Here is a 24229-nt window from a genome sequence, read left to right as displayed (position 1 = left end):
AACGGTGTGTGAGTGCGATCAATCATGACAAAGCCAGAGCAAACCGCCTGCCTCGCATGCCGCACACGCCTGCAGGCGCCGCCGCGATCGCCACGGGGCCACAGAACGCACATACACGCGCGCCACGGGTCGCCGCCTCTGGCTGATCGCCCTTGCAGGGCCTGTCTGAGCGCCTCGGCTGCATCCCCGCAGACGGTGGTTGGGCGCAATGCCCCACGCCATCCCATGGGCGGTGCGGGGCGCTTGGAGCCTGCTCAAAACCTCTGCCCTACGGGCAAGACTTTGCGCAGGCTCTGACAGGCCGGTATCCGGGCTTGCAAGCGCGCAGCTGCATGACAGGCACACAGGGGCGCATTGTCTGGGCCTGGCCTTCCCAACGCCTTCGCACACCGCAGAATGCGGCCACGCAGGGCGCCAGTGGCTGGCCCGCCCACCCTTGTGACGAGGGCGGCGGGCCACGGCAACCGTGGCGGGCCCTTTCAGGCCCGCCACAGATTCTTAGAACCTGTTCTAAAACCAGGCAATGGCAGGCAAGCCAGAAGCGCGCTTGGCGCAGCCAAGGCAGAAGGCTTGCCCACGGTCACTTGCTGACCGTTGCGGGGGCAGCCAGGGCTTTGCACCCTGTTCCCGTTTAACCGGCGCGCTCACGCGCGTCGGCACCTGTTTGGTTCGCCCTGCCATGCAGGGCGGGCGCGAGTATAGCCGCAGCACCGGCTTGGCCCGGCCGCGCAACCCCTGTGAAACGCGCTCGGGGCCTGTTCAAAGCCTTGCTGCCGGCTGTGCAAGGACTTTGGGCAGGTCCTCTCAACCCTCAGAACTGCGCCAGCAGATCAGACCAATCGGCCCGGCGGCCGGCATTGAGAAAGCGCTGCGGGTCTTGCTGCTGGCCGTTGTGCAGCACCTCGAAATGCAGGTGCGCGCCGGTGGAGCGCCCGGTGCTGCCGACCTCTGCGATGGTCTCGCCACGGCGCACCACGTCGCCGCGCTGCGCCAGCAATTTGGAGGCATGCGCATAGCGGGTCACCAGGCCGTTGCCGTGGTCAATTTCCAGCAAATTGCCATAAGCGTGGTGGTATTCGTGCGTGATGACGATGCCGCCTGCGGCGGCCAGGATCGGCGTGCCCGCCGGCGCCTGGAAATCCAACCCCATGTGCTGGGCCTTGCGCCCGTTGAAGGGGTCGATGCGCAGGCCAAAGCCCGAACCCACCACGCGCCCGGGCACAGGCGTCTGGGTGGGGATCATGCGCTGGGCCAAATAGCGGGAAAAGAGCTGCGCCTCCACGGCCGCGAGGAAGTCGGCCTGCGCCGTCAATCGCGTATCCAGCAGCTGCAGCAGCTGACGCAGCTCTTGAGCCTGCAGCGGCACCTCGCCCACCAGCGGGCCGCCCGCGCCGCCATCAAAAGCGCCCAGCAGCGCCGCCGGTGCAACCGGCTCGGGCGCGGGCAGACCCGCCAAATCGGCCACGCGCCCGGACAACCCTTGCAGCTGCAACAACCGGGCCTGCATCTGGCCCAACTGGCGCGCCATGTCGTCGATGTTCTGGCGCATCAGCGCCCGCTCGGCGGCAAAGGCCTCGCTGGCCTGGCTGGCCACGCCAAGAAAGCGATCGATGCTGCCGGCCTGCTCGCGCCAGCTGCCCTTGTGCAGCTGGTGCTGCCGCAGCAACAAACCGGCAGCCCCGGCCAGCAACAGCGCTGCCAAACCCAGCGCCAGCGCAGTCAGTGAGAAATTCAGGCAGTAGCTGCGCCGCAAACGGGCGTCGGTAATAATCAATTGCATGGGTGCAAACCGCCAAAAACCAAGTCAAGCCAGGCCGCAGCGCCTGGCTGTGGCGCGCCTGCCCGGCGAGCGAGGAAATTACGAAAACGGGGGCAGTCATGCCTGAGCAGAACGACCGCCCGAAGCCGCGCGCCCTGCCCCCCCGGCATGAAGCCCAGACTGCGTGCCAGCGCGCGGCTGGCACGCACATCGGCGCGCTGGTGCAGCGCTCACCGCTGCTGGCGCAATTGACGCAGCAGGCCGAGCTCTCACACCGCCTGCTGCAATGCATTGCGCCCCATCTGCCCGCAGCGCTGCGCGCCGCCGTGCAGGCGGGGCCAGTGCTGGGCCAAGAATGGTGCCTGATTGTGCCAAACCCGGCCGCCGCCGCCAAATTGCGCCACCTCAGCCCGCTGTTGCTCGACGCGCTGGCCCAGCCAGGGCCAGCCTTGCAGGAAGGCATGCCCCGCATCGAAACCATCCGCGTGCGCGTCAGCAAATTGCCCGCGCCGGACGCTTGCAGATAACCAGAGGCACCTACGTCCCCGAGACAATCAATTGCTAGGAGTTGTTGAGATTTAATGTTGCGGTGGTGTTTTCGGCCAAAACTCCACAGCTGCCATGTTGAAAACGTTTGCAAGGTATACAACCTTACGCTCGTTTTCGCCTTGCTTCTGCGGCCGTTGCCTCGAAAAACCGCTTCGCAAACCCAATCTCAACAACCCCTAGCCCAAAAAAGTCAAAGATCCAAGATCAGCTTGGGAGACTTGGCCCTTGAGACGCAAATCATCATGACCTGATTCGACTCCTTTTCCTGCTTGGTCAGAATGCCATCAAAATGCTCAACTTCACCGTTGAGCACCCGGACCTCACAGGATCCGCATACACCTTCCTTGCAGGAATGCTCGCACTCGATACCCTCATCCAATAGCGTGTCGAGCAAGCTTTTACCTGCGGGTACCTGCACGGTTTTGCCAGAGCGCTCCAGGTACACCTCGAATGCACCATCCTGCGCATTGGGCGGTAGTTCAGCGGCAACGAAGCGCTCTATATGAGTATGCGGATACCCCAGTTGCTCACACGTCCGCTCGAAAGCATCGAGCATAGGCGCCGGGCCGCAGCAATAGTAGTGGGTGTCGCCACCCTTGCCCTCCAGCAATTCGGCTAACTCGGGCGGGTGGCCAACTTCCTGATCAAAGTGCCAATGCACGTGCACTCCATGTGCTGAAGCCAAGCCTTCAATCTCCTCGACAAAGGCCGCCTCGTTGCGATTGCGCGCGCAATAGATCATTTCGACACTGCATCCCATGGCGCAAAGGTGGCGCAGCATGCACAGCAAAGGCGTCACGCCAATACCACCTGCAACCAGCACACTGTGCTGGGCACCATCGGCCAATGCAAAATGGTTGCGCGGTGCAGAAATTGTCAGGATCTGGCCGACCCGCAGGCTCTCGTGTACCCAGCGAGAACCGCCTCGGCTACCGCGATCTCGCAATATGCCAACGCGATAGAACGGATGACGGGCATCAGCCGCGCTGACAGGCTGACACAACGAGTAGCTGCGCACTAGCCCATTGCCCAAGTGCAGGTCGATGTGCGCACCTGGTGTAAAGGAAGGGAAGACCACATCCGGGGCGGCCGGCCGCAACTCAACGCTAATGATGCCTTCCGCCTCGTACCGAATGGCAAACACCAGAGCCTGCAGAGTAATGGCTGTATTCATGCATTTACTCTTTCAGTCGAGGACTCAGAGGGCTTGGGCGGCCGGCTGCTCACGCGCCTGCAGCTGCTGCTTGGCCATCGAACGCAGATGACGCCGCAACCGCACCAAACCCATGTCATGCTGGTAGAGCGATTCGCGCAGATTGGCACCGGCTTCCATGTGCTCAACCAACACACGATCTTGTTCGAGCACGGCCCAGTGACGCGCCTCCAGGCGATTGCGGTAGAGAAAGCGCCAAGTGTCACGCTCCCAGCCTGGTGCCAATTTGCGCACGCGCCAAAAGAACACGGCCGACAACGCCTGACTAATGGGTGAGATGCCATAAATGATGGCGAAATTACCGCCCGGCCCGCCAGTCTTTGGGTATGGGATTTCCAGACGCATCCAGTGCGTGCCCGTATCACCAAACTCGGTCCAGTCGAAGTTGACGTTGCGCTGACCTTCTTTCTCGAATATGAAGCCGGTATCGGTGTCTCGGATGGCGAACTTGGCTTGCGTATCGCCGCTGTGCATGGTGTGCGACTGCTTGTGCAGGAAGGTACCGTGCATCGGATCCATGACGTTATCGTTGATGTAGCGCCAATCTCCCTTCCATTCAACGTAGCAGAGAAAGCGCGCATACTCATCGTCGTTAGCCAACTCCTCGGGCAACACCAGTTCGGGAGGGTTATCACAGTGTGCATCCCAAGCGTTATAGAGCCAGACCGCGCCAGCACGCTCGCGCACCGGATAGCTGCGTGTAGCACGCGACCCTTCTAGCTTGCAGCCAGGACTGCCGGGGACTTTAGTGACCGTTCCGTCACAGCGCACCTCGACACCATGGTAAGGACAGGCGATGGTGTCACCCAGCGCCACGCCCAGCGACAGCGGCGCGCCGCGATGCGGGCAATGATCTTCCAGTGCATGCAGCCGGCCATTGGTGGCATCGCGCCACAACACCAACTTAAGGCCCAGGCGGTACAGTGACACTGGTGCCTCTTTGATGAATTCGGATGGACAAATCGGGTACCAAAGGTCCTTGAGGCCGACTTCGAGCAACTGCTCAACAGGATCGATGGGGGGAATGGTTTGCATGGTCGTCACTCCTTGTCATGGGGCGCCAGATGCGCCGATCACCGGCCAAGCACCTTGATCTCAGCACGATAACTCTCTTCAGTCCAGGGTTTGCCGCTGGGGCTGACCGGACCTGCTTTGTTAAGGTAGTCGATCAGACTGGGTAAATCGTAGAGCCCCATGCCAAAGGCGCGCTCCAACGCATCGCCCAGCAAGTCTTCGTAGCTGGTTTGTGCACGGGTTCTGGCCTGATGGGGTTCTAAGTAACGATCGTGGACTTGCATGATGGGCTCCAGTTCTCAGTACTACGTGGGGAAAAAGCGTGCAACCAAATGAAGAGGTTTTTGATGCAGTCAGCGCTTCTCGGTCAGAAACTTACCCTGCGGATCTGTAGCGTCTTTCTGGCGACGCGTCTGGCCGTCAATGCCTCCTTCAATGGCCCATTCGGCGAACACCGTCGGGCCAGGCTTGAATTCCCGTGGCTGCCATGCAGCGGTCAGTTGATCCTCATCGGCGTAATACTCGATCAGCGCGCCGGCCGGGTTCTTGAAATACCAGAAATAGGCCGAAGAAACTGGGTGGCGACCCGGGCCAAGCTGGGTTTCCCAGCCACAGCGCGAGACATGCATGCCGCCACCAAACACCTCATGGATGTCACGTACTGTGAAGGCAACGTGGTTCAAGCCACGCTTACCGTTGGGCAATTGCAGCAGGAATAAATCGTGGTGGCCACCTTCGGCGGCGCAGCGCATGAAGGCTCCGCGGTCGGGGTAGCGGTCGGACGAAACGAAACCGAATTTCTCGGCATAAAATTTTTCGACGGCCTGAACGTCCGCGACGAAAAACACTACGTGACCAACCTCAATGGGGTGAGCACGTTCGTAAATCGGCGCCGGCGAATCGACGCGCGGGCGCTCCTTCCAAGTATTCATAGCGGCACATTCCACGTCCACGTCACGCTTGCGCGTGACTTGCAGACGCACAGCCATGCCGTTCGGGTCCACACAGCCGATACGGCGTACACCTTCAACCGATGCGTCAAAAAACCCCGACTCGGTGGCAATGCGCTCGGCTATGGCGTCCAAATCACTTGCACTCTCAACACCCCATATGACTTCGCGCAATGTCGCCCCGTCCTCGATAGCAGGGGGCAGGTCTGACCTATTAGCATCGGCAAGCACGACACGGCAGCCATTGAGACATTCAAACACCCTCTCGTCCGGATGGCTGTCAACCGGCGTCAGACCCCAATCGCTCATGAAGCGCTCGCAGGTGGCAATGTCTTCCACGCCGTACGTGATTTGGTCGATACCGAGCACGCTCATTGCTTTCCTCCTTGAATGCAGGCCCAGGCCAACGGCTGTTCATTCGTACCCCAGTACATGCTTTTTTGCTCCATGTACTGAAAGATGCCCTGGCGCCCTTTCTCGCGGCCCAGGCCAGAATCACGCCAGCCGCCAAACGGGGTGGCAATCGAAAACTGCTTGTAGGTGTTGATCCAGACGGTGCCCGCTTGTACCTCACGGCCTATGCGCCAAGCGCGTTTGAAGTCGCGGCTCCAGACGCCAGCAGCCAACGCATAGACACTATCATTGGCCTGCTCGATCAGTGACTCCTCGTCATCAAAGGGCATTGCCACCAGCACCGGGCCGAAGATTTCCTCCTGCGCTATGCGGGCTTGGTTACTCAACCCTTCAATGATGGTGGGCGTATAGAACCAACCGCGCTCAAATACGCCACCACTGGGACGCACACCCCCGGTGCGGATACTCCCTCCCTCCTCCACACCCATGGCCACATAGCGCTCAATACGATCACGATGGCTGGCCGTAATCAGTGGTCCCATCTGTGTGCTCTCCGCTGCTGGATCCCCAACGCGCAGCGCCTGTGCGCCAGCGACCAAGCGCTGAATGAACTCGTCATAGATACGCCGCGCGACGAACAAACGTGAGCCAGCAATGCAGGACTCACCCGAGCTGCTGAAAATGCCAAACAGCACACCAGCGACAGCATGATCGAGATCAGCATCTTCCAATACCATCGTCGCAGACTTGCCACCCAACTCCATCGACACAGGCATCATCTTGCTAGCGGCAATAGCAGCAATGTGCTTGCCAGTGCTTGTGCCGCCGGTGAATGAGACTCTCTTGACCAGTGGATGGCGCGTGACCACATCGCCGATGACCGACCCCTTGCCAGGCAGCACGCTGACTAGCCCCTTGGGCAGGCCGGCCTGCTCACAGATACGGGCCAATTCCAGCGACAATAACGGAGTGACCTCGGCTGGCTTGAGAATTACTGCATTACCCGCCGCCAGCGCCGGTGCCAGCTTCTGCGCATCGCTAGCAATAGGCGAGTTCCACGGCGTAATGGCTGCAACCACCCCCATCGGCTCGTGCACACTCATGCTCACGTATTCACCCCGCGACGGAGTAATGATGTCCTCCAAGGTCTCACAAGCTGCACCGAAAAACTGGAAAGTGCCAGCCGCGCTGGCCACCAAAGCGCGGGTTTCGCTAATCGGCTTGCCGTTGTCCTGGCGCTGCAGCTGCGCCAACTCTTCCGCACGCTCGCGGATCAGATGAGCAACGCGGTAGAGCACGTCGGCGCGCTGATGTGGCAAACGCCGCGCCCAGTCGCTCTGCAAAAAAGCGTGGTGAGCGTGCTCAATGGCTTCCTGGACGTCCTCGACGCTGGCTGCACGCAGCCGCGCAACTTCTTCACCAGTGGCTGGGTAGGTAGTGGCGTATTCCTCGCCACGGCCATCGCGCCATTCACCAGCAATGTTGATTGGCAAACAGTTATTCATCGTGCTTGTCTTTGAGAAGTTCAAATAATCACTGGCTGCACCCGGTTCTGGATAGCCCGTATCAAGCTGTAGACGGTCTGTGCCGAGGTCTTGGGATTGCTCGCCAACGCCAAATTGCGCATGCTCAACTCGAAGTGGCCGAAAGAGCCCTCTGCCTCAATAGTGTGGACGTTATCCCGCACTGTTGGATCGACAATCAGTCGCACCTGCGTTGCATCCAGCCCCAGCCCGGCCAGCGACACAGTCGCTGCAACGTTGGCATTTTTCGGGAACTGCGCGGCCGCCTGTCGGGCCGTGCCCTCGAAAACCACTTGCGGTTCACACAACGCAGCCAGATCGACCCTCTGCTCTACCGGCGTTCCCATCCAAGCCTGAGGTGGTTTACGGCCGGTATAGCGAACCTGAGAGAGACCGCCTACCTTGGCAGCAGCCAGCGCATCAATGGCACCGATGGCACCGGCGATCAACTCCAGCTGTGTGCCGCCTTGGCAAGCCGCTTCTTCAAGTTGTTCGATCAAACCCGGCTCAGACAGCGCCCCTACTGAAGCCACAATGCATGGCAGGCCACGCCGCAACGCGGGCAGCACATGCTCAGCGATGGCGCCATGCCCTGCGGCCTCAACCAACAAGTCAATACCTTCCAAAGGCACAGCATCCGTCAGCACTGCCTCGGGAACCAAAGCAACAAGCCGCTTCTGTACCTCGGCCATTCGTGCTGTAGATGCCGCACCAGAAACGACCACAGTCCGAAGCTGTACCCCCGGCATATCTCGCAGCAGAACTGCAGCAGCACTACCAATGGCTCCCAGCCCTATCAAAGCTACGCGCAGCATAGCTACATGCTCCTCACACTACAGCTGGCTGCAAAGCCGGAATCTGCACGAGTTTGTTCACTGGCGGCCCAGCGAATTGCATTTTGAAATTGCCGATCGCCTGCATGTCCACCTCCAGAATGAACGGCCCTTGCTGCGAACATGCTCTCCGCAACAGTGTCGGCAAATCATCCAAACTAGACAAACGCGCATGAGGCAATTGCAGCGAAGCACACAGCTGCGCGTAATCGGGCGTGTGTAGATCGACGTAGCAGAGGCGGCCACCGTACTGCGCCACTTGAATATTCTTGATGACACCGTAGCCTCTGTCATTCATCAACACCACCACCACGTCGCAGCGCTCCTGCACCAGCGTGGCCAGCTCACCAAGATTCAAGATAAAGCCGCCATCGCCAGCCAGACAAAAAGTCTTGCGGCCCGATTGCGTTACCGCCGCCCCCACCGCTGCACCAATCGCCATCGGCATGCCCTGGCCAATTCCGCCGCCAGTGGCATGCACGCCCTGGTTAGGCTCAAAGACACGCAGCTCACGGTTACCCCAGGTGCTGTTGGAGATGGTCACGTCGCGTACCCAGTTGAACTCACGCCCTGCCATGGCCTGGATTTGCTTGACCAGTTCCTCATATGGGCCCAAACCATCGCGCAACGAAGCAACGGCATCACCATGTGCCCGGTGCAGATCGGATAACAACGCTGCATCAGCCTGCCACCGACGTGCCTCAAGGCGATCGGCCAGCCCTTGCAGCGCCAGCTTCGCATCACCCCAAACAAACAACTCATTGGGATAACAACGTCCATCGGCTGCCGCGTCCGCATCAATGCGCAGCAGCGGTTTGGGCAGCTTGAGTTCGTACTTCAGTGTCTCATTGCTGCGCAAACGCGAGCCAACTACCAGCATGGCATCACAGGTCTGGTAGAACGCCTCGACGGGCTTCTGGATGTTGTAGGCCCCCAACGAACCTGGGGCATCCTCAGGCACAATGCCCCGCCCCTGCACACTGGTGACAATGCCAAACCCAAGCTTCTGCAGGCGGCGCACAGCCTCACCGGCATGGCGCGCACCACCACCCAACCACAACATTGGGCGCTTTGTCGAGGTCAGCCGATCAGCTAAAGCATCCAGCGCATCAGCGTCGGGTACGGCTTGTGCCACAGGCAGCGGCGTCAGATCAGCCGGCATCGGCACTAATGTCTGCTGCACATCGATGGGAATTTCAATACTGACCGGGCCCATCGGGGCCGTCATCGCAACCTGAACCGCCTTTTTGAACACGCCCAACGCATTCTCAGCGCTGTAGACACGAAACGCTGCCTTGGAGACGGCTTCCAGCATCTTGAGCTGTTCAGGCGCCTCATGGATGTAAGCCATCTTGCGATCCAAATACGGTAATTCGATCTGGCCCGTGATGTGCAACAGTGGCACGCCGGCCGTGCAGGCTTCGACCAAGCTTCCGGCAATATTGCCTGCAGCTGGCCCGGTGCTGGTGATGCACACGCCCAAACTGGAGGTAGAGCGCGCATACGCGTCGGCCATATTGCCCGCTCCAGCCTCGCCGCGCGCTGGCACGAAGCGCAGCTTGCCTCGCTGCGCAAGGGCATCAAGAATGGGCATGTTGTGGATCGAAATGACCCCGAATACGGCCCGTACGCCACATTGCTCCAAAAATGCGGCAACGACTGCACCAACGGTCACCATGGGAGAGTTTTGTGCTTGGCTGTCAGGCATGGCGGGAATGGCCTCCAGATATGTCGATATGGCTACCTGTCGTGTAACTGGACAGGGGTGATGCAAGAAAAACAATGGCTTGCGCGGCTTCTTCTGGCCGGCCTAGCCGCCGCATAGGGATATGTTTCTGAGCAGCCAACCGGGCAGTCCAAGCAGGCCAGTCGAGCAAGCGCTCCTCACGCGCCTCGAAGCGACGACGCCACTGCCCGGACTCGATCAGTCCAATCAGGATGCCGTTGACACGCACTCCTTGCGGCGCAAATTCAGTGGCCATGGAGCGCACTAGGTTGACCAGGCCCGCGCGTGCGGCGGAAGTAGCCACCATGTGTGGTTCGGGCTGGCGTGCCAGCAATGAGTTGGAGCAGACGATGGACGCATCGCCCAGCATGGCCGCTTGCGCCGCCAATTGCGGCAAAAAGGCACGTGTGGAGTAGATGACCGAGAAAAACTTCAGATTCAACTCCTCGCGCCATGCTTCGTCCTCAGTATCGGCAAAAGTTGAAATGCGCCCTTGACCGGCATTGTTGATTAGCATCGCCGCATCACCCAGGACGTTTTGCACACTGGCGGCGAAGGCCCGCACGCTGACGGCATCCAGCACGTCACAGGCCTGCACATACAGGGAGGCATCCGGGTAATCACGTAGCAGCTCAGCGCGCGCAGCATCCAGCCGCCCGACACTGCGGCCACAAATTGCTACTTTCGCACCACAAGCCAGCAATAGTCGTGCCGTCGCCAAGCCAATTCCTGAGCTGCCACCCGTGACCACTGCCGTGCGCCCTTGCAACGCCTTGGAATTCCAGAAGGCCGCCGTCATGCCACACTCCTGCCCACTGCACGCAACGGCACATCCCAGTGACGCTGCATGGCCGGCGCATAGTCAAGCAGCGCCGACAACTCGCTGGCCACTTCGCACACGCTGTCGATCAGCATCTGTTTATGCTTCTGCTCAATCTGTGGCGCACCCAGCGTCACTCCCAGCGCCGCGACAACATGACCGCTGTGGTTGAACACCGGTGCGGCCACCGTAGAAATGTGCGATTCGTAAAAGCCTTCACCCGCTACGTAGCCCTGCTTGCTGATTTGCGTGGCCGACTGGTAGAGCTCACTGACATCAACCGGTGTCTGGCTGGAAAATCGTTCAAGCTCCACCTCAGGATACAGTTCCTTGAGCTGCGCCAGCGTCATCCCACTAAGCAGTACGTGACCAAGCACAGTACCGTGCGCAGGCAAGCGCGTGCCCACCGACACCGAGCCGATGAACGGCGCGGAGGAAGAAGTGGCCTTGGCAACATAGACAATGTGCCGCCCATCACGCACTACCAAGTTGGCCGGGTACCCCAATTGCTGGCACAACCGGTTGATCAGTGGAGTGCCCAGCTCTGTCAGATCCAACGACGCCAAATACTCGAAACCTAAACGGAGTACACCCAAGCCCAGCTTGTATTCACGCCCGTTTTCAGTGCGCTCGACAAAGCCCATGCTTTCCAAGGTATTGAGCAAGCGAAATACGGTCGAGCGTGGCAGCTGCAAACGTTGCGAAAGCTCTGGGGCACCAATCTGGCGTCGCTCACGCGTGAACTGGCTAAGAATCAACAGCCCGCGCTCAAGCGCCGGAACAATGTAGCGACTGTCGTCAAGTTCGCTTTTGCTCGAATCAGCCATCGTCAAGTTCCTTTCGATGAAGACAGAGGCCCCTGTAACGTTTGCAGCACCTGCTCCAGACGTTGAGCCACAGCAACAGGCTGTTCCACATAACAAGCGTGAGCAGAGTCACCGATCAACTCCAAAGACACACCGAACACATCAGCAACTTGCTGGCAATCGGCTGGTGGCGTGATGTTGTCTTCACTGCCGCACCAAACATGCACTGACAATCCATGCAACAGCGACCCAGCGCGCTCACGCTCGGCCTGGATAGCGCGGCAGTACGCCAGCAAATCGTCACCACACAACAACTCAATGGCTTGCCGATAGCCCAGTGGTTTTAACCGCGCCATATTCCAGTGCACCCAAGCACGCACCACTTCACTAGCCTCGGAGCTAAGCAGCTTGTCGTGTCGCAATGCTGCGGTGGTCGCAATACCTGGATCTTCAATGCCTGCCAAACGCTGTGCACGCACCTGCTGGCCACGTGTCTGGCGTCCAACACCGCCATAACCCAGTGCAGGGCTGACCAAAACCAGCACACGAGGCACAAAGCCTGGTACCTGCCAAGCTGTCAGAGCAGCTGCAACCAGCGCACCCAGCGAATGGCCGACCAGCACGAAATCATCAACAGCCAGGGACTGCAACAGTCGCAACAGCGGCACGGCATAGTCGCTGGCAACAGGGGCTTGCTGCTTCAAAGGTGTGGAGTCGCCATAGCCTGGTGCATCCCAGGCCAACAGGCGGTGCTTCAGGTTGAAGATGCGCGCCACCTCCAGCCAAGAGGCAGCGCCAGACCCAATGCCATGCAAAGCTACCAGCACTGGCCTCTGCACCGGTCCAGCCACGGTGTCGCGTATCGAAATGCAATTGCCATCCACCAAACGAATATTGAACAGACCGAAGGTAGCTTCCAGATCGCTCAGTTGGGCTGGCGTAGGCAAAGGAACTCGAGCGCTGCTGGTCATGGGCTAACTCAACGAGATGGGCAGACTATCGCGCAGCGGCATTACTTCTGTAGATCGCGCTTGATCTTGGCCAAAGGGTGATCCTCTGGATAGGTCGGCGTAACTGGCTTTTTGGACCCCAGCATCACACACATCAGTGCATCCTCATCGCCGATGTTGATTTCCTCGCGGTACACGCCGGGCGGTACCGAAACCAAGTCCCGATCGGTCAGGATAGTTTCGTAGCGCTCATCACCCTGAGTAATGATGAGTTTGAGCTTGCCACGGATGACGAAGAAGACTTCCTCGACATCCACGTGGATGTGTGGCGGGCCTTCATGGCCAGCCGGGATGACCATGGTCGAAAACGTGAAGTGTTCGGCCGGTACGGTATTGGCGTCCTTGGCAACACCGGTGCCGCCTGTGCCCACATAGCGCATCTGCGCGCGGCGGTACTTAGGGTCGTAGTCGGCCTGGAACTTCAGCGCATCCCAGTCGTACTTTCTGGTGGCAAAACGCGCAATGCGACTATTGATCCACTCCTCAAAGCTGGCGCCCGCAGGGCGATCCCAGCTATGCGGCTCGGTGGCAGATTTTTCAGCTACTGCAGACATGCGTATCTCCTACTTCATGGATTGCGGGACAAAAATTGCACTGGGAGCAAGGCAATCAGTGCATGACGAAACCACCGTTGACAGGCAGCGTCTGGCCCGTCACGAAACGCGACAGATCTGACAGCGCAAACAGCACCGTGCCACAAACGTCGGCCACCTGCTGTTCACGCGGGATGGCCCGACCCTCAAGGTATTTTTGGTGCCGCGCCTGCGGCACGTACTCGGTTGCCTCGACCAGCGTCAGACCTGGCGCAATGGCATTAACTGTGATGCCATCGACACCCCATTCGCGCGCCAATGAATGCGTCATGGCCAGCACTGCACCCTTGCTAGCCACATAAGCCAACAAGTTCGGAGCCCCCCACAGTGCCGTGTCCGACGCCAAATTGACAATGGCTCCCCGACCACTGGCCGCCAATGCAGCATGACAGGCCCGGGCCATCAGCCAAGTGCCACGCACGTTGACATCTTGCACACGATCCCAGGTGTCTAGCGTTAGTTCGTGGGCGCTCTTGCCCCCGGAGTTTGTGATGGCCGCGTTGTTGACCAGGCCATCCAGCCCACCCAGCAAGTGCTGAGACTCTTGCGCCACCCGCCCAATAGCCTCGGGATCAGCCAAGTCCAACCACAGGCCATGTGCCCTTGCGCCGGCATCCTGCAAGCCCTGCACGGCAGCCTGCAATTCGGCTTCCAGGATATCGGCCAGGACTACGGCTGCGCCCGCCCGGGCAATGCAGCGAGCAAATGCCAGCCCAAGGCCACGCGCAGCTCCCGTTACCAGTACGCGGCGACCTGCCAACAAAGTCGTTGGAATATGTGTCAGCAACTGATCCAGCGATCCGTCCTGCCGCTGGCCTAACGCCTGTCGAGATGAGAATTCTCTCGCCATGGGTATCGCCTCCATCACACCGTTGCAACACTAGCGCGAGGGATGTAGTGCAGCACGCGTCGCTCCAACCACACTACTGCCCAGTAAGCTAGAAGTCCTACTAGGGTGAGCGCCGCAATTGACACGAACACAGCAGCGGTATTGCCCTGCCCCTCGCCATCTATGAGCAAAAAGCCCAATCCCTTGTTACCACCAACCAACTCGCCCACCGTCACACCAATCACTGCCAGAGTGGCCGCGATGCGCAAACCCGAAAACAGTGACGGCAGCGCCGATGGGAACTCCACCAAGCGAAAGATCTGCATGCGACTTGCATTGAACGCACGCACCAAGTTGACCATGTCGGGGTCGACCGTGCGCACAGCCGAGAGTACGTTGACCATCACCGGGAAAAACACGATCAAGATCGCTACCAAAACCTTGGGATAAATGGTGTAGCCCAACCACATCACAAACAGCGGGGCGAATGCCACCTTGGGCGCAATCTGCAAAGCCAGGATGTAGGGCGAAAGCACCGCTTCAGCCCTGGGGGAGAGCCCTAGCACAACGCCAAATAGGATGCCGAGCAACGAGCCTAAGATGAAGCCAACCACAACCTCCAAAGCGGTAATCCAAAAATGACCGAACAAATCACTGTTGCGCCACATGTGGACTGCCTCTTGCAGCACACGGGTCAATTTTGGAAATACGTATTCAGGCATGCCCAAGAGCCCCGGTGCCCATTGCCACAGAGCCAGAAACACCAGCAGCACCACACCACTGCTGACCCAGGCGGATACATTTGTTCTCATCGTGCTTCTCCTTGCGGGAGTGCAAACTCATTGACCGCCGACGAATTGGTTGGTATAGAGATCATCGAGCTTTTGAGCACGCGCGACGATTCCCTGAGCAACGTAAAAGTCCTGCACCATAGCCAAACGCTTGGGATCAATGAACCCGAGCACCTGCTGACCAGGATATACGTGCTCACGGTACAGTTCGAAGGTACGCTGAACCATAGCTTCCTGCCCCCTGTATGACGACACAGCCTCAACATAGGCGGTCGCTGCAGCCTGCGGATCCTGCACGATGTCATTCATGCCACGCAATGTGGCGCGCACCAGTTTGCCCACTAGCTCTGGGCTTTCTGCAATGGTTTTCTCGGAGGCCAGAATCGCCTGCGCCATGCTCTGGAAAGTCTCTTCCCGGGGCAGGATGCGCACCTTAGTGCCGGTCTGCTCGACATTGACAATCCAATCGGGCACTGCCGCCATAGCGTCAGCGCGGCCACTGTTAAAGAGCTGCCAGACACCGGATGGGCCTGCCGCCTGAGCATTGACATCACTTTTATTCAGTCCGGCCTTTTCCAGGGAACCCAGAAAAGCGTAATAGGTAGTGTCGCTATAGGCCATCACAGTGGCTGTCCTGCCTTTGAGATCACGGACACTGCGGATGTCACTCTCCTCCTTCGTGGCAATCAGAGTCAGAGAGCCGCCACCCAGCAGCGCCACAGCCTTGACCGGGATACCGTTGGCACGCACGATGATGGGCGTATCACCGATTGCGCCACCGATTGGTGCATTGCCAGCACCCACCTGCTTGGCCACATCGACTCCCCCGCGGGCAGCGACGAATCGAACATTCAAGCCCTCTTCCTTGTAATAACCCTTGTGCTGCGCCAGCATCCAGGGCGCGAATGCCGTCAGCGTGGCCGGTGCAGGCAATAAATAGGTCACATCTTGGAGCTTCTGAGCTATGGCCTGCGACTGGCAACTCCAGGCGGCAGCAAGCACCAATGGCATCAGCAGTCTGCGGAAAGCGATCGTGGAGGCAAAAGCAGTCATCTCTGGGCTTCCTTTAATGGAGAGGAGAACGAGGAGAGGGCAGGTCAGTGCAATGTTTCTTCGCCGACCCTCAGAAGCTTCATCAGCCGGCTTTGGATCGGTGCCACTTCTGGCATACGGCGACGCTGCATTGGGTTGTTGCGGTGCGGCAATTCAACGATGATTTCCTCAATGATTCGGCCAGGTCGCTCACTCATCACCAGAATTCGATCCGACAGCGCAATCGCTTCAATCAAATCGTGCGTAATGAACAGCGCAGTCTTTTGCTCTTCCCAAAGAGTCGCAGCCAAATCCTGCTGTAGAACCATCTTGGTCTGTGCGTCCAGTGCAGAAAAAGGCTCATCAAGCATGAGTACATCTGGCTGCACCGCCAACGTGCGGGCCAGTGCAGCGCGTTGGCGCATACCACCCGAAAGCTGGTACGGGTAATGATTCTCAAATCCAGCCAAATGACATTTCTTGAGCAGCGCCTCTGCCACAGGCTGACGCTTGTCCCTAGAAGCACCATTGATCTCCATGCCCAGCTCAACGTTTTGCCGAATCGTGCGCCAAGGCATCAGCAAATCTTTTTGCAGCATGAAAGCCACTTGCCTCACCGGGCCAGTAACACGCCGCCCCTCCACCAACACTTCCCCCTCGCTGGGCAGATACAGGCCCGACCCCATGTTCAGCAATGTGCTCTTACCACAACCAGATGGCCCGATCACAGAGACCACTTCGCCTTGCGCAATCTGTAGATTCAAATGCTGCACGGCATACGACGGGCGGGGATTGGCGCGAGTGGGAAAGCACTTAGCGACACTCTTGAACTCAATCTTTGGCACCATCACAGCTACCGCCTGTTTCATATATAAAACATTGATTCACTAATGAATAGGCGTATTTGACCAGTGATTTCTTTACGTCAACATCCGTAGAAACCCTCGTTTGTGGATAAGCAGCTGCCCATGCCCTGTGCTCCTGCAAACGGAGACAACTCAGTTGCGAAGCAAAACTTCCACAGCACTATCGAATCGGGAAATGGAATATGAAACGGCAGGCCTGAATGCTGCTCACGAGCAATTTGGACAACAAACTCTGCTAGCCAAAACATCAAGACGGCTACACCACGGGCAATGCTGAACCCAGAAGCTTTTCCAAAGCTTGTCAAGCTCTCACTCAAGAACCATCGCAGATTTGAAGCACATGCGATTAGACCTATGGGGATCAATGCTCACTCGTCTCCCCAGCATGGCTGCTGAAATACTGCTTTGCACTGCTGGCTACCGAAACTTCAACCTATTTAAACGCTCTACAAGCGATTTTTTAGTCCGGGGTAGGGGTCGTCGGATACCCCTTGAGAGGGAGCGAGTGCATCCTTGCGGAGGTATTCAGCAGCCTGCTAAAGGACCGTGCCCCGCTCCTCTGGCGCCCAGTGCACTTGCACGTATTGCTCCAGCCAGTCCTGCAGCGGCTGCAGCCATTGCCTGGCCCAGTGTTCGAAGGCGCCGCTGGCCTGCAGCGCAGCAAAATCCGGCCAGGCGCGGGCCAGGGCCGGCTGGTGTTGTGCCGCGCCAGTGCGCTGATAGCCGCCGTCGTAGGCCTGGCGGGCAGCGCTGCGGGCGGCGCGCTCGGCCTCTGGCTCAGGCGCTGACTGGCTTTGGGCCTGGTGCAGCGCATTCCACCAGGCCACGGCAGTGTCGAAATCCAGCGGCAGGGGCTGTGGCCCTGACAGGGCTTGCGCGGCCATGGCCAGCACGGCGTTCAGCCAGGTCTGGGCCTGGCGGGCGGGGATGGGGTCGATGTCCAGCATGCCGTCCAGCGCCAGCACCCGCATGGCTGGGCCGTGGCTGTGCGCACCCGCTTCGGTAGCAGCGCTCGTGTCGGGCGCACAGGCGGCCAGCAGGCACGATTGCAGCCAGGGCCGCAGCAGGCGGTGCAGGCGCAGTTCGCCCGATGAGGTTCGCAACTGGCCGGGCTGCACGTGCAGCACCAGCGCATCGCCAGCGGCATTGCAGCGCCAGGGCGGCGCCCAGTCCTCGATCCAGGGCTGCTGCGGCAGTGCTGGCCCGGCCGGCTCGGGCGGCCAGCGCAGGCGTCGCGCCAAGGTTTGCGCCTGGGGCCAGTCGCGCACGCTGGCTTGCCAGGCCTGCAGCAGGAACTGCCATTGCGCCAGCCATTGCTGCTGCAGTTGCCCGGCCCAAGCGCCCAGTGGCATGTCGCCCTGTCGCTGGATGCGTTCCAGCTCGTGCAGCAGCGCCTGCTGCAGTGCTTCAGGCTGGGGGGGTGGGCCATGCTCGATCAGGGGCCGCATCCGCTGCAGCAGTTGCTCGAAAATCTGCCAGCGCTGCAGGCCGTCGATGGCCAGCGGCTCGCAATCGTCGGCCTGTTCGTCCAGCAGCGCAAAGCGGGTTTGCAGCCGGATGGCAAACCACTGCGGCACGGGGTGGCGCCAGATGGCCGCCAGCTCGGCCAGCGACCAGGGGCGCAAAAGACCCACTGATGAGCCCACGGGCGTGGCGGCCGTTGGCACGGCGGACGGGTCGCCCTGGGCTTGCAACAGGCGCAGGCCAGGGTCTCTGGCCTGTGGCTGCGCCCCGGGCTGGGGATGCCACTCCCAGGCCCAGCTGGGCAGCGGCGGCTCGGCCAGGGGCAGTTCTTGCGTCTGGCCCGACGGGGGCTGCAGGAAGTAGCGCGGGTTGAAGGGTTGCAGCGGGTGTTCGGTGGTGCGCTCGGCCACGGCCTGGGCGCTCCAGCGGGCGCTGAGGTAGTCGCGCAGCTGCGCCACCAGCACCGAGGGCGGGCGCGGGGTGTTGTCGCGCACGCTTTTGCCGACCCAGCTGATGAGCAGTTGCTGACGCGCCGAGAGCAGCGCCTCCAGCATGAGCTGGCGGTCGTCCTGCGTGCGGCTGCGGTCGCCCGGGCGCTGCTGGCCGGGCAGGCGCATCAAGTCCATGGCGTTGGGCGCGGCGCGGCGCGGGTACACGCCTTCGTCCATGCCCAGCAGGCAGACGATGCGAAACGGAATGGCGCGCATGGGCAGCAAGGTGCAGAAGGTCACGCCACCGGCGTGAAAGCGCTGCTGCGGCTCGGGCCCCTGCAGCCGCGCCAGCCAGGCGTGGCGCGCCACGGGCAGGGCCAGAGGCTGCTCGCAGCCGGCTTGCAGGCAGGCGTCCAGCCATTGCTGCAGCGCCTGCTCCAGCAGTTGCAGCGAGGCTTGGTCCGCCTCGCTGGCAGGCTGGAAGAAGTCGGCCAGCAGCGCGCGCCAGCGCTGGCCCCATTGCAGCGGCGTGGCGCTGTGGCCCAGCTCATGCTGCCAGTGCTGCAAGCGCTGCACCAGATGGGCCAGCGCGCCCACGTGGCCAGCGGCCAGGCCGCCGATTTCCTCATAGGGCGCCAGCCCCCGCCAACCTTGGTGGCTGGCATAGCCCAGCAGCATGCGCTGCAGGCCAAACCAGGCACTGTTTTGCGCGCCCATGTGCGCCAACCCGAGCCGCTGGCGGTGGGCCCCGTCCAGCCCCCAACGGATGCCGCTGCCCTGCATCCAGGCCTGCAGCGCGGCCACGCCTTCATCGTCCAGGCCCAGGCGTCGCGCCACGGCCGGCACGGCCAGCAGGTCGCTCAGCTGCGACAGGCTGGCGCGCTGCTGCGGCAGTTGCGACAGCCACTCTACGGCCTGCACCAGCGGGCTGACGGCCTGCGCGCCCAGGTCGGCAATGGCAAAGGGGATGTGGCGCGCATCCTGCGGGCCGTATTGGCCGAATACGGCGCGGATCAGGGGTGCGTACTGGGCGATGTCGGGCACCATGACGACGATCTCGCGCGGCGCCACGGGCTGTTGGGCTGCTCCGGCGGCATCCAGCGCGCCGCCGGGCAGCATGAGTTCGAGTAAATGGGTGTGCAGGGCCTCCAGCTCGCGCACCGGGCTGTGCGCAATCTGAAAGCAGATGCTGCGGTCCTGCGGCGCCAGCGCCGCAGTGCGCAGCGGCTCGCTCAATGGCAGCAGATCGCGGATGTGCTGCTGCACCTGGCGCAACATGCTGGGCGCGGCCTCGGCACCCGCCTCTGCGTCGGCTTCGGTATCGGCATCGGTGTCGTAGAGGTCGATGCGCGGCAGGCCCTGGCCCTGCTGCTGCGCCAGGGCCTGCTGTTCGTAGTGTTCGAGCAGGCGCACGAAATCGCGCACCTGCCGGCCCCAGGTGGTCAGCAGCGGGTTGGCATGGGCGTGCATGGCGCTGAGCTCAATGGCCGCCAGCTGCTGCTCAGGCCTGCGCTGGTCTGCAGTCTGGCGCAACAGGCGGGCAAACAGCTCGCGCCCCGGCACGGCATCGCTCCAGTACATCTGGCAGGGGTTGGGCACGGCCAGCAGCACCTGCGCATGCTGGCCCAGGGCGGTGAGCAATTCCAGCACTGGCACATGCAGGTGCGATGCGCCAAAGAGCATGATGCGGCGCGGCAGCGGCTGGGCCGGGCCGCCCTGCGCCAATTGCGCCAGCGCGCGCTGGTGCAGGCGCGGGCGGATGGCCTGCTGCTGGGCCGCATCCAGGCTGTGCAGCAGCGCGCGCCACAGCGCAGCTTGCCAGCGCTGCGCGGGCGGCAGCGGCTGGGCCTGGCTGCTCAGGAAGGGGGCCAGCTGCTCGCGCCCCTGGGCCCAGTCCTGCAGCCAATCGGGCCGATAGACCTGGTACTGGTCGAACAAATCGGCAATGCGCGAGGCCAGCTGGTACAGCGCGTGCTGGGCCAGCTCCGGATCGGGCGGCGCGGCAGGGCCGTCACCCTCCTGCGCCTGGCCGGCCAGCGCCCGCTGCGCAGCTTGCAGGCTTTGGCGCAGTGGCTGCCAGATCGGTTCGTCAGGGCGCTCAGCAGGCAGCGCAGCAAGCGGCGCGGACGCCTCGCCCAGCAACGCCGGCAGGATGCGCATCAGCCGCCAAAGCATGTCGGCCTTGTCCAGTGGCGTGTGCTGTGGCACCTGCTGCGGGCCCAGGATGCGCCGGTACATGCGCCAGGCAAAGCGGCTGGGCAGCTCCATTTGCACGGCGGCGCTGATGCCCAGCTGGCGCGCCAGCGCCATCTTCAGCCATTCGCCCATGCCCTGGCTTTGCACCAGCACCACCTCTTGCTCCAGCGCCTGCAGCGGGTGCTGGCGCATCCAGGCCGCCAGGGCCTGGGCCAGCGCCTCGGTGCGGTTGCTGTGCAGGCTGACGATGCCGGGGGCGATGGGCGGGGTGGAGTCGGGGCTTTGGGGCACGGGCAGGCGGGGGCGATCGGGGCCATTGGGGCAATGGGCGCGAATATATCGGGGAACGGCCCAGCCGCGCGGCATGGCATCCAGGCCAAGCGCTGCAGCCCCCTGCGGGGTCGGCGCGGGCCGCTATCATGGCGGCCCTTTGCGTGTGCCGCACCTGCGGCCACGCCTTTGTTTTTTCAGAGCGCCCCATGTCTGCTGGACTCAATCTTGCCCAAACCCAGGCCGTGCACCACATCCACGGCCCTTCGCTGGTGCTGGCCGGCGCGGGCTCTGGCAAGACGCGCGTCATCACGCACAAGATCGCCCACCTGATTCAAAGCGGGCTGGCGCCCAGCCGCATTGCCGCCATCACCTTCACCAACAAGGCCGCCGCCGAGATGCGCGAGCGCGCCCGCGGCCTGATCGGCAAGGCCGCGCGCGAGGTGCTGATCTGCACCTTCCACGCGCTGGGCGTGCGCATGGTGCGCGAGGACGGCGCGCTGCTGGGGCTCAAGCCGCAGTTCAGCATCCTCGACAGCGACGACGTGCTGTCCATTCTCAAGGAATGCGGCGGCACCACCGACAGCGCGCTGGCGCGCCAGTGGCAATGGACCATCAGCCGCTGGAAGAACGAGGGCCTGAATGCCGAGCAGGCCCTGCAGGCCGCGCAGGACGAGACCGAGAAAGTGGCCGCAGCCGTCATGGCGCGCTACCAGGAGCGCCTGAGCGCCTACCAGAGCGTGGACTTCGACGACTTGGTGGGCCTGCCGCTGGCGCTGCTGCGCCAGCACGAGGCGGTGCGCGAAAAATGGCAGGCGCGCCTGGGCCACGTGCTGGTGGACGAATACCAGGACACCAACGCCACGCAGTACGAGCTGCTCAAGCTGCTGGTGGGCCAGCGCGGGCATTTCACCGCCGTGGGCGACGACGACCAGTCCATCTACGGCTGGCGCGGCGCCACGCTGGAGAATCTGAAGAAGCTGCCGGTGGACTTCCCCGCGCTGTGCGTCATCAAGCTGGAGCAGAACTACCGCTCCACCAGCGCCATCCTGCGCGCGGCCAACCACGTCATCGGCCCCAACCCCAAGCTGTTCCCCAAGACGCTGTACTCCGAGCTGGGCGAGGGCGAGCCCGTGCGCGTGATCGACTGCGACTCCGAGGAGCACGAGGCCGAGCGCATCGTCGCGCGGCTGCAAAGCCTGCGCGCGGCCAACCCCCTGCCCGAGTGGCGCGACTTCGCCATCCTCTACCGCGCCAACCACCAGGCCAAGCCGCTGGAGAAGGCGCTGCGCAAGGCCAGCATCCCCTACAAAGTCTCGGGCGGCACCAGCTTTTTCGACCGCGCCGAAATCAAGGATCTGTGCGCCTGGTTCCGGCTCTGGAGCAACGAGGACGACGACCCGGCCTTCGTGCGCGCCATCACCGCGCCGCGCCGCGGCATCGGCCACCAAAGCCTGGCGCAGCTGGGCGACTTCGCCGGGCAGATCAAGACCAGCCTGCACGAGGCGCTGTTCAACCCCATGCTGCCGGCGCGCATCAGCGCGCGCGCGCTGGGCGGCCTGCAGGAATTCGGCCGTCAGCTCGGCGAGCTGCAATACCGCGCGCGCCACGCCATCGGGCGCGAGGCCGCGCGCCAGTTCCTGCGCGACTGGCTGGAGGAAATCCGCTTCGAGAACTACCTGCTGGACCAGTCCGACACCCCCGCCGCTGCCGCCAGCCGCTGGGCCAATGTGCAGGAATTTTGCGACTGGATGGCCCAGCGCGCCGGCGGCGAGCTGGACGCGCCGGACATGGCCAGCGGCGCTGGCAGCCTGGCCAGCCCGGCCAAAAGCCTGCTCGAAGTGGCCCAGACCATCGCCCTGCTCTCGACCCTGACCGAGCAGGAAAAGGAACAAAACGTCGTCACCCTCTCCACGCTGCACGCCGCCAAGGGCCTGGAATGGCCGCACGTGGTCATGGCCGGCGTCAACGAAGGCGTGCTGCCCTTCCAGCAGGGCGAGGACAGCCCCGTCGACCCGCGCCGCCTGGAAGAGGAGCGCCGCCTGATGTACGTGGGCATCACCCGCGCGCAGCGCACCCTGGCCGTGAGCTGGGCGCGGCGACGCAAGAAAGGGCGCGACTGGGTGCCCGCCCAGCCCAGCCGCTTCATCGCCGAAATGCAGCTGGACCCCGGCACCGCCCGCGAGGACCCTCGCGCCAAACTGCGCGCGCTGCGCGAAGAATTCGCCCGCAAAGCCGCTGCGCCCAAGTAAAAGGCCACCGATGTGAACGGCCACCGATAAGCGGCCAGCCTGCCCTGGCGCAAAGACCGCAAACGCTTCCTACAATCGCGCCCATGCCGCCCGCCGCCCCGCCATCGCCCGCCACCACCGCTACGCAAAGCACCAGCACCAACCGCATCTGGGCCCTGGTGCCCAGCGCCGGCATCGGCCAGCGCGCCAGCGCCGGCGCCCCGGGCCAGACGCCACAGGCCAAGCAATACCGCCGCCTGCTGGGCCAGAGCCTGCTGGCGCACACGCTGCAGGCCCTGCTGCAGGTGCCCGCCATCGAGCGCGTCGCCGTGGTCATCGCGCCGGGCGATACGCAGTTTGAGCAACTGCCCGAGCACGCCCTGCCGCGCGTGCAGGCGCATGCCGTGGGCGGTGCCAGCCGCGCCGAATCGGTGCGCAACGGCCTGGCCGTGCTGCAGCAGGCCTACGGCGCGCAGCCGCAGGACTGGGTGCTGGTGCACGATGCGGCGCGCTGCCTGCTCACGCCCGCGCTGGTGCAGCGCCTGCTCGATGCCTGCCTGGGCGATGCCGTCGGCGGCCTGCTGGCCCTGCCGCTGCCCGATACCCTCAAGCAACAGGCCCAGGCGCAGCCCCCTGCCGCCCAAAACGGCGCAGCGCGCAGCGCGCAAACCGTGCCGCGCAGCGGCAAATGGCTGGCGCAGACGCCGCAGCTGTTTCGCCTGCAACTGCTCAGCCAGGCGCTGGCGCGCCCCGATCTGGACGCCATCACCGACGAGGCCAGCGCCATCGAGGCCCTGGGCCAGCAGCCGCTGCTGGTGCCCTCCAGCGCGCACAACATCAAGATCACCTACCCCGAGGACTTTGCCCTGGCCGAGGCCCTGTTGCGCGCGCGCCAGCAGGGTCAGGTCGCCCCCGCCGCGACCACCACGCCCGCCGTCGTGCGGCCATAGCCGCCCGCCCTCCAGCCAG

General features: G+C 62.3%; 20 protein-coding genes and 1 riboswitch. Of the genes, 3 read left to right on the top strand and 17 right to left on the bottom strand.

The genetic code is table 11. From position 1 onward, the window contains the following. Nucleotides 1–564: 564 nt before the first annotated feature. Nucleotides 565–667, bottom strand: a riboswitch (cobalamin riboswitch). Between the two features lie 144 nt (nt 668–811). Next, a complete protein-coding gene (locus tag CK620_RS04020) occupies nt 812–1780 on the bottom strand; it encodes a M23 family metallopeptidase (protein WP_095549228.1) in 969 nt (322 codons plus the stop codon). Nucleotides 1781–1782: 2 nt separating this feature from the next. Between CK620_RS04020 and CK620_RS04015 the strand changes: the two genes are divergently transcribed. Beyond that, a complete protein-coding gene (locus CK620_RS04015) occupies nt 1783–2286 on the top strand; it encodes a DciA family protein (protein ID WP_095549227.1) in 504 nt (167 codons plus the stop codon). A gap of 212 nt (nt 2287–2498) precedes the next feature. On the opposite strand, the gene CK620_RS04010 is transcribed toward CK620_RS04015, so the two are convergent. From CK620_RS04010 to recC, 16 genes are all read right to left on the bottom strand, one after another. Next, nucleotides 2499–3482, bottom strand: coding sequence for a PDR/VanB family oxidoreductase (locus tag CK620_RS04010; RefSeq protein WP_095549226.1), 984 nt, complete (start codon nt 3480–3482; stop codon nt 2499–2501). A gap of 24 nt (nt 3483–3506) precedes the next feature. Then, entirely contained in the window at nt 3507–4556 is a 1050-nt protein-coding gene (locus CK620_RS04005; RefSeq protein ID WP_095549225.1) for an aromatic ring-hydroxylating oxygenase subunit alpha, read from the bottom strand. A gap of 38 nt (nt 4557–4594) precedes the next feature. Beyond that, on the bottom strand, nt 4595–4819 hold the full coding sequence (locus CK620_RS04000; RefSeq protein ID WP_095549224.1) for a recombinase-like helix-turn-helix domain-containing protein: 225 nt from the start codon (nt 4817–4819) through the stop codon (nt 4595–4597). Between the two features lie 69 nt (nt 4820–4888). Beyond that, on the bottom strand, nt 4889–5860 hold the full coding sequence (locus CK620_RS03995; RefSeq protein WP_095549223.1) for a VOC family protein: 972 nt from the start codon (nt 5858–5860) through the stop codon (nt 4889–4891). Next, nucleotides 5857–7344: an aldehyde dehydrogenase gene (locus tag CK620_RS03990; RefSeq protein WP_095549222.1), complete on the bottom strand. Its 1488-nt coding sequence runs from the start codon at nt 7342–7344 to the stop codon at nt 5857–5859. The genes CK620_RS03995 and CK620_RS03990 overlap by 4 nt, the downstream gene beginning before the upstream one ends. Before the next feature lie 20 nt (nt 7345–7364). Next, nucleotides 7365–8177 carry an aspartate dehydrogenase gene (locus CK620_RS03985; protein WP_095549221.1) on the bottom strand — a complete coding sequence of 271 codons (813 nt, stop codon included), beginning with the start codon at nt 8175–8177 and terminating at the stop codon, nt 7365–7367. 13 nt (nt 8178–8190) lie between these two features. After that, nucleotides 8191–9903, bottom strand: a complete 1713-nt coding sequence (locus CK620_RS03980) for a thiamine pyrophosphate-binding protein (RefSeq protein WP_095549220.1) — start codon at nt 9901–9903, stop codon at nt 8191–8193. Next, nucleotides 9896–10720: an SDR family oxidoreductase gene (locus CK620_RS03975; protein WP_095549219.1), complete on the bottom strand. Its 825-nt coding sequence runs from the start codon at nt 10718–10720 to the stop codon at nt 9896–9898. Before CK620_RS03975 ends, CK620_RS03980 begins: the two co-directional genes overlap by 8 nt. Next, on the bottom strand, nt 10717–11568 hold the full coding sequence (locus tag CK620_RS03970) for an IclR family transcriptional regulator (protein ID WP_095549218.1): 852 nt from the start codon (nt 11566–11568) through the stop codon (nt 10717–10719). The genes CK620_RS03975 and CK620_RS03970 overlap by 4 nt, the downstream gene beginning before the upstream one ends. A 2-nt stretch (nt 11569–11570) precedes the next feature. After that, the gene (locus CK620_RS03965) at nt 11571–12518 is read right to left on the bottom strand and encodes an alpha/beta fold hydrolase (RefSeq protein WP_095549217.1); all 948 of its coding nucleotides are present in this window, start codon (nt 12516–12518) and stop codon (nt 11571–11573) included. Between the two features lie 41 nt (nt 12519–12559). Further along, nucleotides 12560–13111, bottom strand: a complete 552-nt coding sequence (locus CK620_RS03960) for a cupin domain-containing protein (protein ID WP_095549216.1) — start codon at nt 13109–13111, stop codon at nt 12560–12562. 55 nt (nt 13112–13166) lie between these two features. Further along, nucleotides 13167–14000, bottom strand: a complete 834-nt coding sequence (locus tag CK620_RS03955) for an SDR family oxidoreductase (protein WP_095549572.1) — start codon at nt 13998–14000, stop codon at nt 13167–13169. 14 nt (nt 14001–14014) lie between these two features. Beyond that, entirely contained in the window at nt 14015–14791 is a 777-nt protein-coding gene (locus tag CK620_RS03950; RefSeq protein ID WP_095549215.1) for an ABC transporter permease, read from the bottom strand. A gap of 27 nt (nt 14792–14818) precedes the next feature. Beyond that, the gene (locus tag CK620_RS03945; protein WP_238946004.1) at nt 14819–15823 is read right to left on the bottom strand and encodes an ABC transporter substrate-binding protein; all 1005 of its coding nucleotides are present in this window, start codon (nt 15821–15823) and stop codon (nt 14819–14821) included. Between the two features lie 44 nt (nt 15824–15867). Next, nucleotides 15868–16671 (bottom strand): ABC transporter ATP-binding protein, encoded by an 804-nt coding sequence (locus CK620_RS03940; RefSeq protein ID WP_095549213.1) that lies wholly within the window; start codon nt 16669–16671, stop codon nt 15868–15870. A 533-nt stretch (nt 16672–17204) separates the two neighbouring features. Further along, nucleotides 17205–21050 carry an exodeoxyribonuclease V subunit gamma gene (gene recC, locus CK620_RS03935; protein WP_179290569.1) on the bottom strand — a complete coding sequence of 1282 codons (3846 nt, stop codon included), beginning with the start codon at nt 21048–21050 and terminating at the stop codon, nt 17205–17207. A gap of 188 nt (nt 21051–21238) precedes the next feature. On the opposite strand from recC, the gene CK620_RS03930 reads away from it, so the two are divergent. Then, a complete protein-coding gene (locus CK620_RS03930) occupies nt 21239–23281 on the top strand; it encodes an ATP-dependent helicase (RefSeq protein WP_095549211.1) in 2043 nt (680 codons plus the stop codon). Nucleotides 23282–23364: 83 nt separating this feature from the next. After that, nucleotides 23365–24210, top strand: a complete 846-nt coding sequence (gene ispD / locus CK620_RS03925; RefSeq protein WP_095549210.1) for a 2-C-methyl-D-erythritol 4-phosphate cytidylyltransferase — start codon at nt 23365–23367, stop codon at nt 24208–24210. The last annotated feature ends 19 nt before the right edge of the window (nt 24211–24229 follow it).

The sequence above is a fragment of the Vandammella animalimorsus genome, from assembly GCF_002285285.1.
Classification (GTDB): Bacteria; Pseudomonadota; Gammaproteobacteria; order Burkholderiales; family Burkholderiaceae_C; genus Lampropedia; species Lampropedia animalimorsus.
This window is presented reverse-complemented; position numbering and strand designations above follow the sequence as displayed.

Coding starts and splice junctions, on each gene's coding strand:
- CK620_RS03930 (WP_095549211.1), top strand. CDS start 21,239: ATGTCTGCTGGACTCAATCTTGCCCAAACCCAGGCCGTGCACCACATC.
- CK620_RS03970 (WP_095549218.1), bottom strand. CDS start 11,568: ATGGCTGATTCGAGCAAAAGCGAACTTGACGACAGTCGCTACATTGTT.
- CK620_RS03945 (WP_238946004.1), bottom strand. CDS start 15,823: ATGACTGCTTTTGCCTCCACGATCGCTTTCCGCAGACTGCTGATGCCA.
- CK620_RS03955 (WP_095549572.1), bottom strand. CDS start 14,000: ATGGCGAGAGAATTCTCATCTCGACAGGCGTTAGGCCAGCGGCAGGAC.
- CK620_RS04020 (WP_095549228.1), bottom strand. CDS start 1,780: ATGCAATTGATTATTACCGACGCCCGTTTGCGGCGCAGCTACTGCCTG.
- CK620_RS04005 (WP_095549225.1), bottom strand. CDS start 4,556: ATGCAAACCATTCCCCCCATCGATCCTGTTGAGCAGTTGCTCGAAGTC.
- ispD (WP_095549210.1), top strand. CDS start 23,365: ATGCCGCCCGCCGCCCCGCCATCGCCCGCCACCACCGCTACGCAAAGC.
- CK620_RS04000 (WP_095549224.1), bottom strand. CDS start 4,819: ATGCAAGTCCACGATCGTTACTTAGAACCCCATCAGGCCAGAACCCGT.
- CK620_RS04010 (WP_095549226.1), bottom strand. CDS start 3,482: ATGAATACAGCCATTACTCTGCAGGCTCTGGTGTTTGCCATTCGGTAC.
- CK620_RS03940 (WP_095549213.1), bottom strand. CDS start 16,671: ATGAAACAGGCGGTAGCTGTGATGGTGCCAAAGATTGAGTTCAAGAGT.
- CK620_RS03960 (WP_095549216.1), bottom strand. CDS start 13,111: ATGTCTGCAGTAGCTGAAAAATCTGCCACCGAGCCGCATAGCTGGGAT.
- CK620_RS03990 (WP_095549222.1), bottom strand. CDS start 7,344: ATGAATAACTGTTTGCCAATCAACATTGCTGGTGAATGGCGCGATGGC.
- CK620_RS03965 (WP_095549217.1), bottom strand. CDS start 12,518: ATGACCAGCAGCGCTCGAGTTCCTTTGCCTACGCCAGCCCAACTGAGC.
- CK620_RS03985 (WP_095549221.1), bottom strand. CDS start 8,177: ATGCTGCGCGTAGCTTTGATAGGGCTGGGAGCCATTGGTAGTGCTGCT.
- CK620_RS03995 (WP_095549223.1), bottom strand. CDS start 5,860: ATGAGCGTGCTCGGTATCGACCAAATCACGTACGGCGTGGAAGACATT.
- CK620_RS03975 (WP_095549219.1), bottom strand. CDS start 10,720: ATGACGGCGGCCTTCTGGAATTCCAAGGCGTTGCAAGGGCGCACGGCA.
- CK620_RS03950 (WP_095549215.1), bottom strand. CDS start 14,791: ATGAGAACAAATGTATCCGCCTGGGTCAGCAGTGGTGTGGTGCTGCTG.
- CK620_RS03980 (WP_095549220.1), bottom strand. CDS start 9,903: ATGCCTGACAGCCAAGCACAAAACTCTCCCATGGTGACCGTTGGTGCA.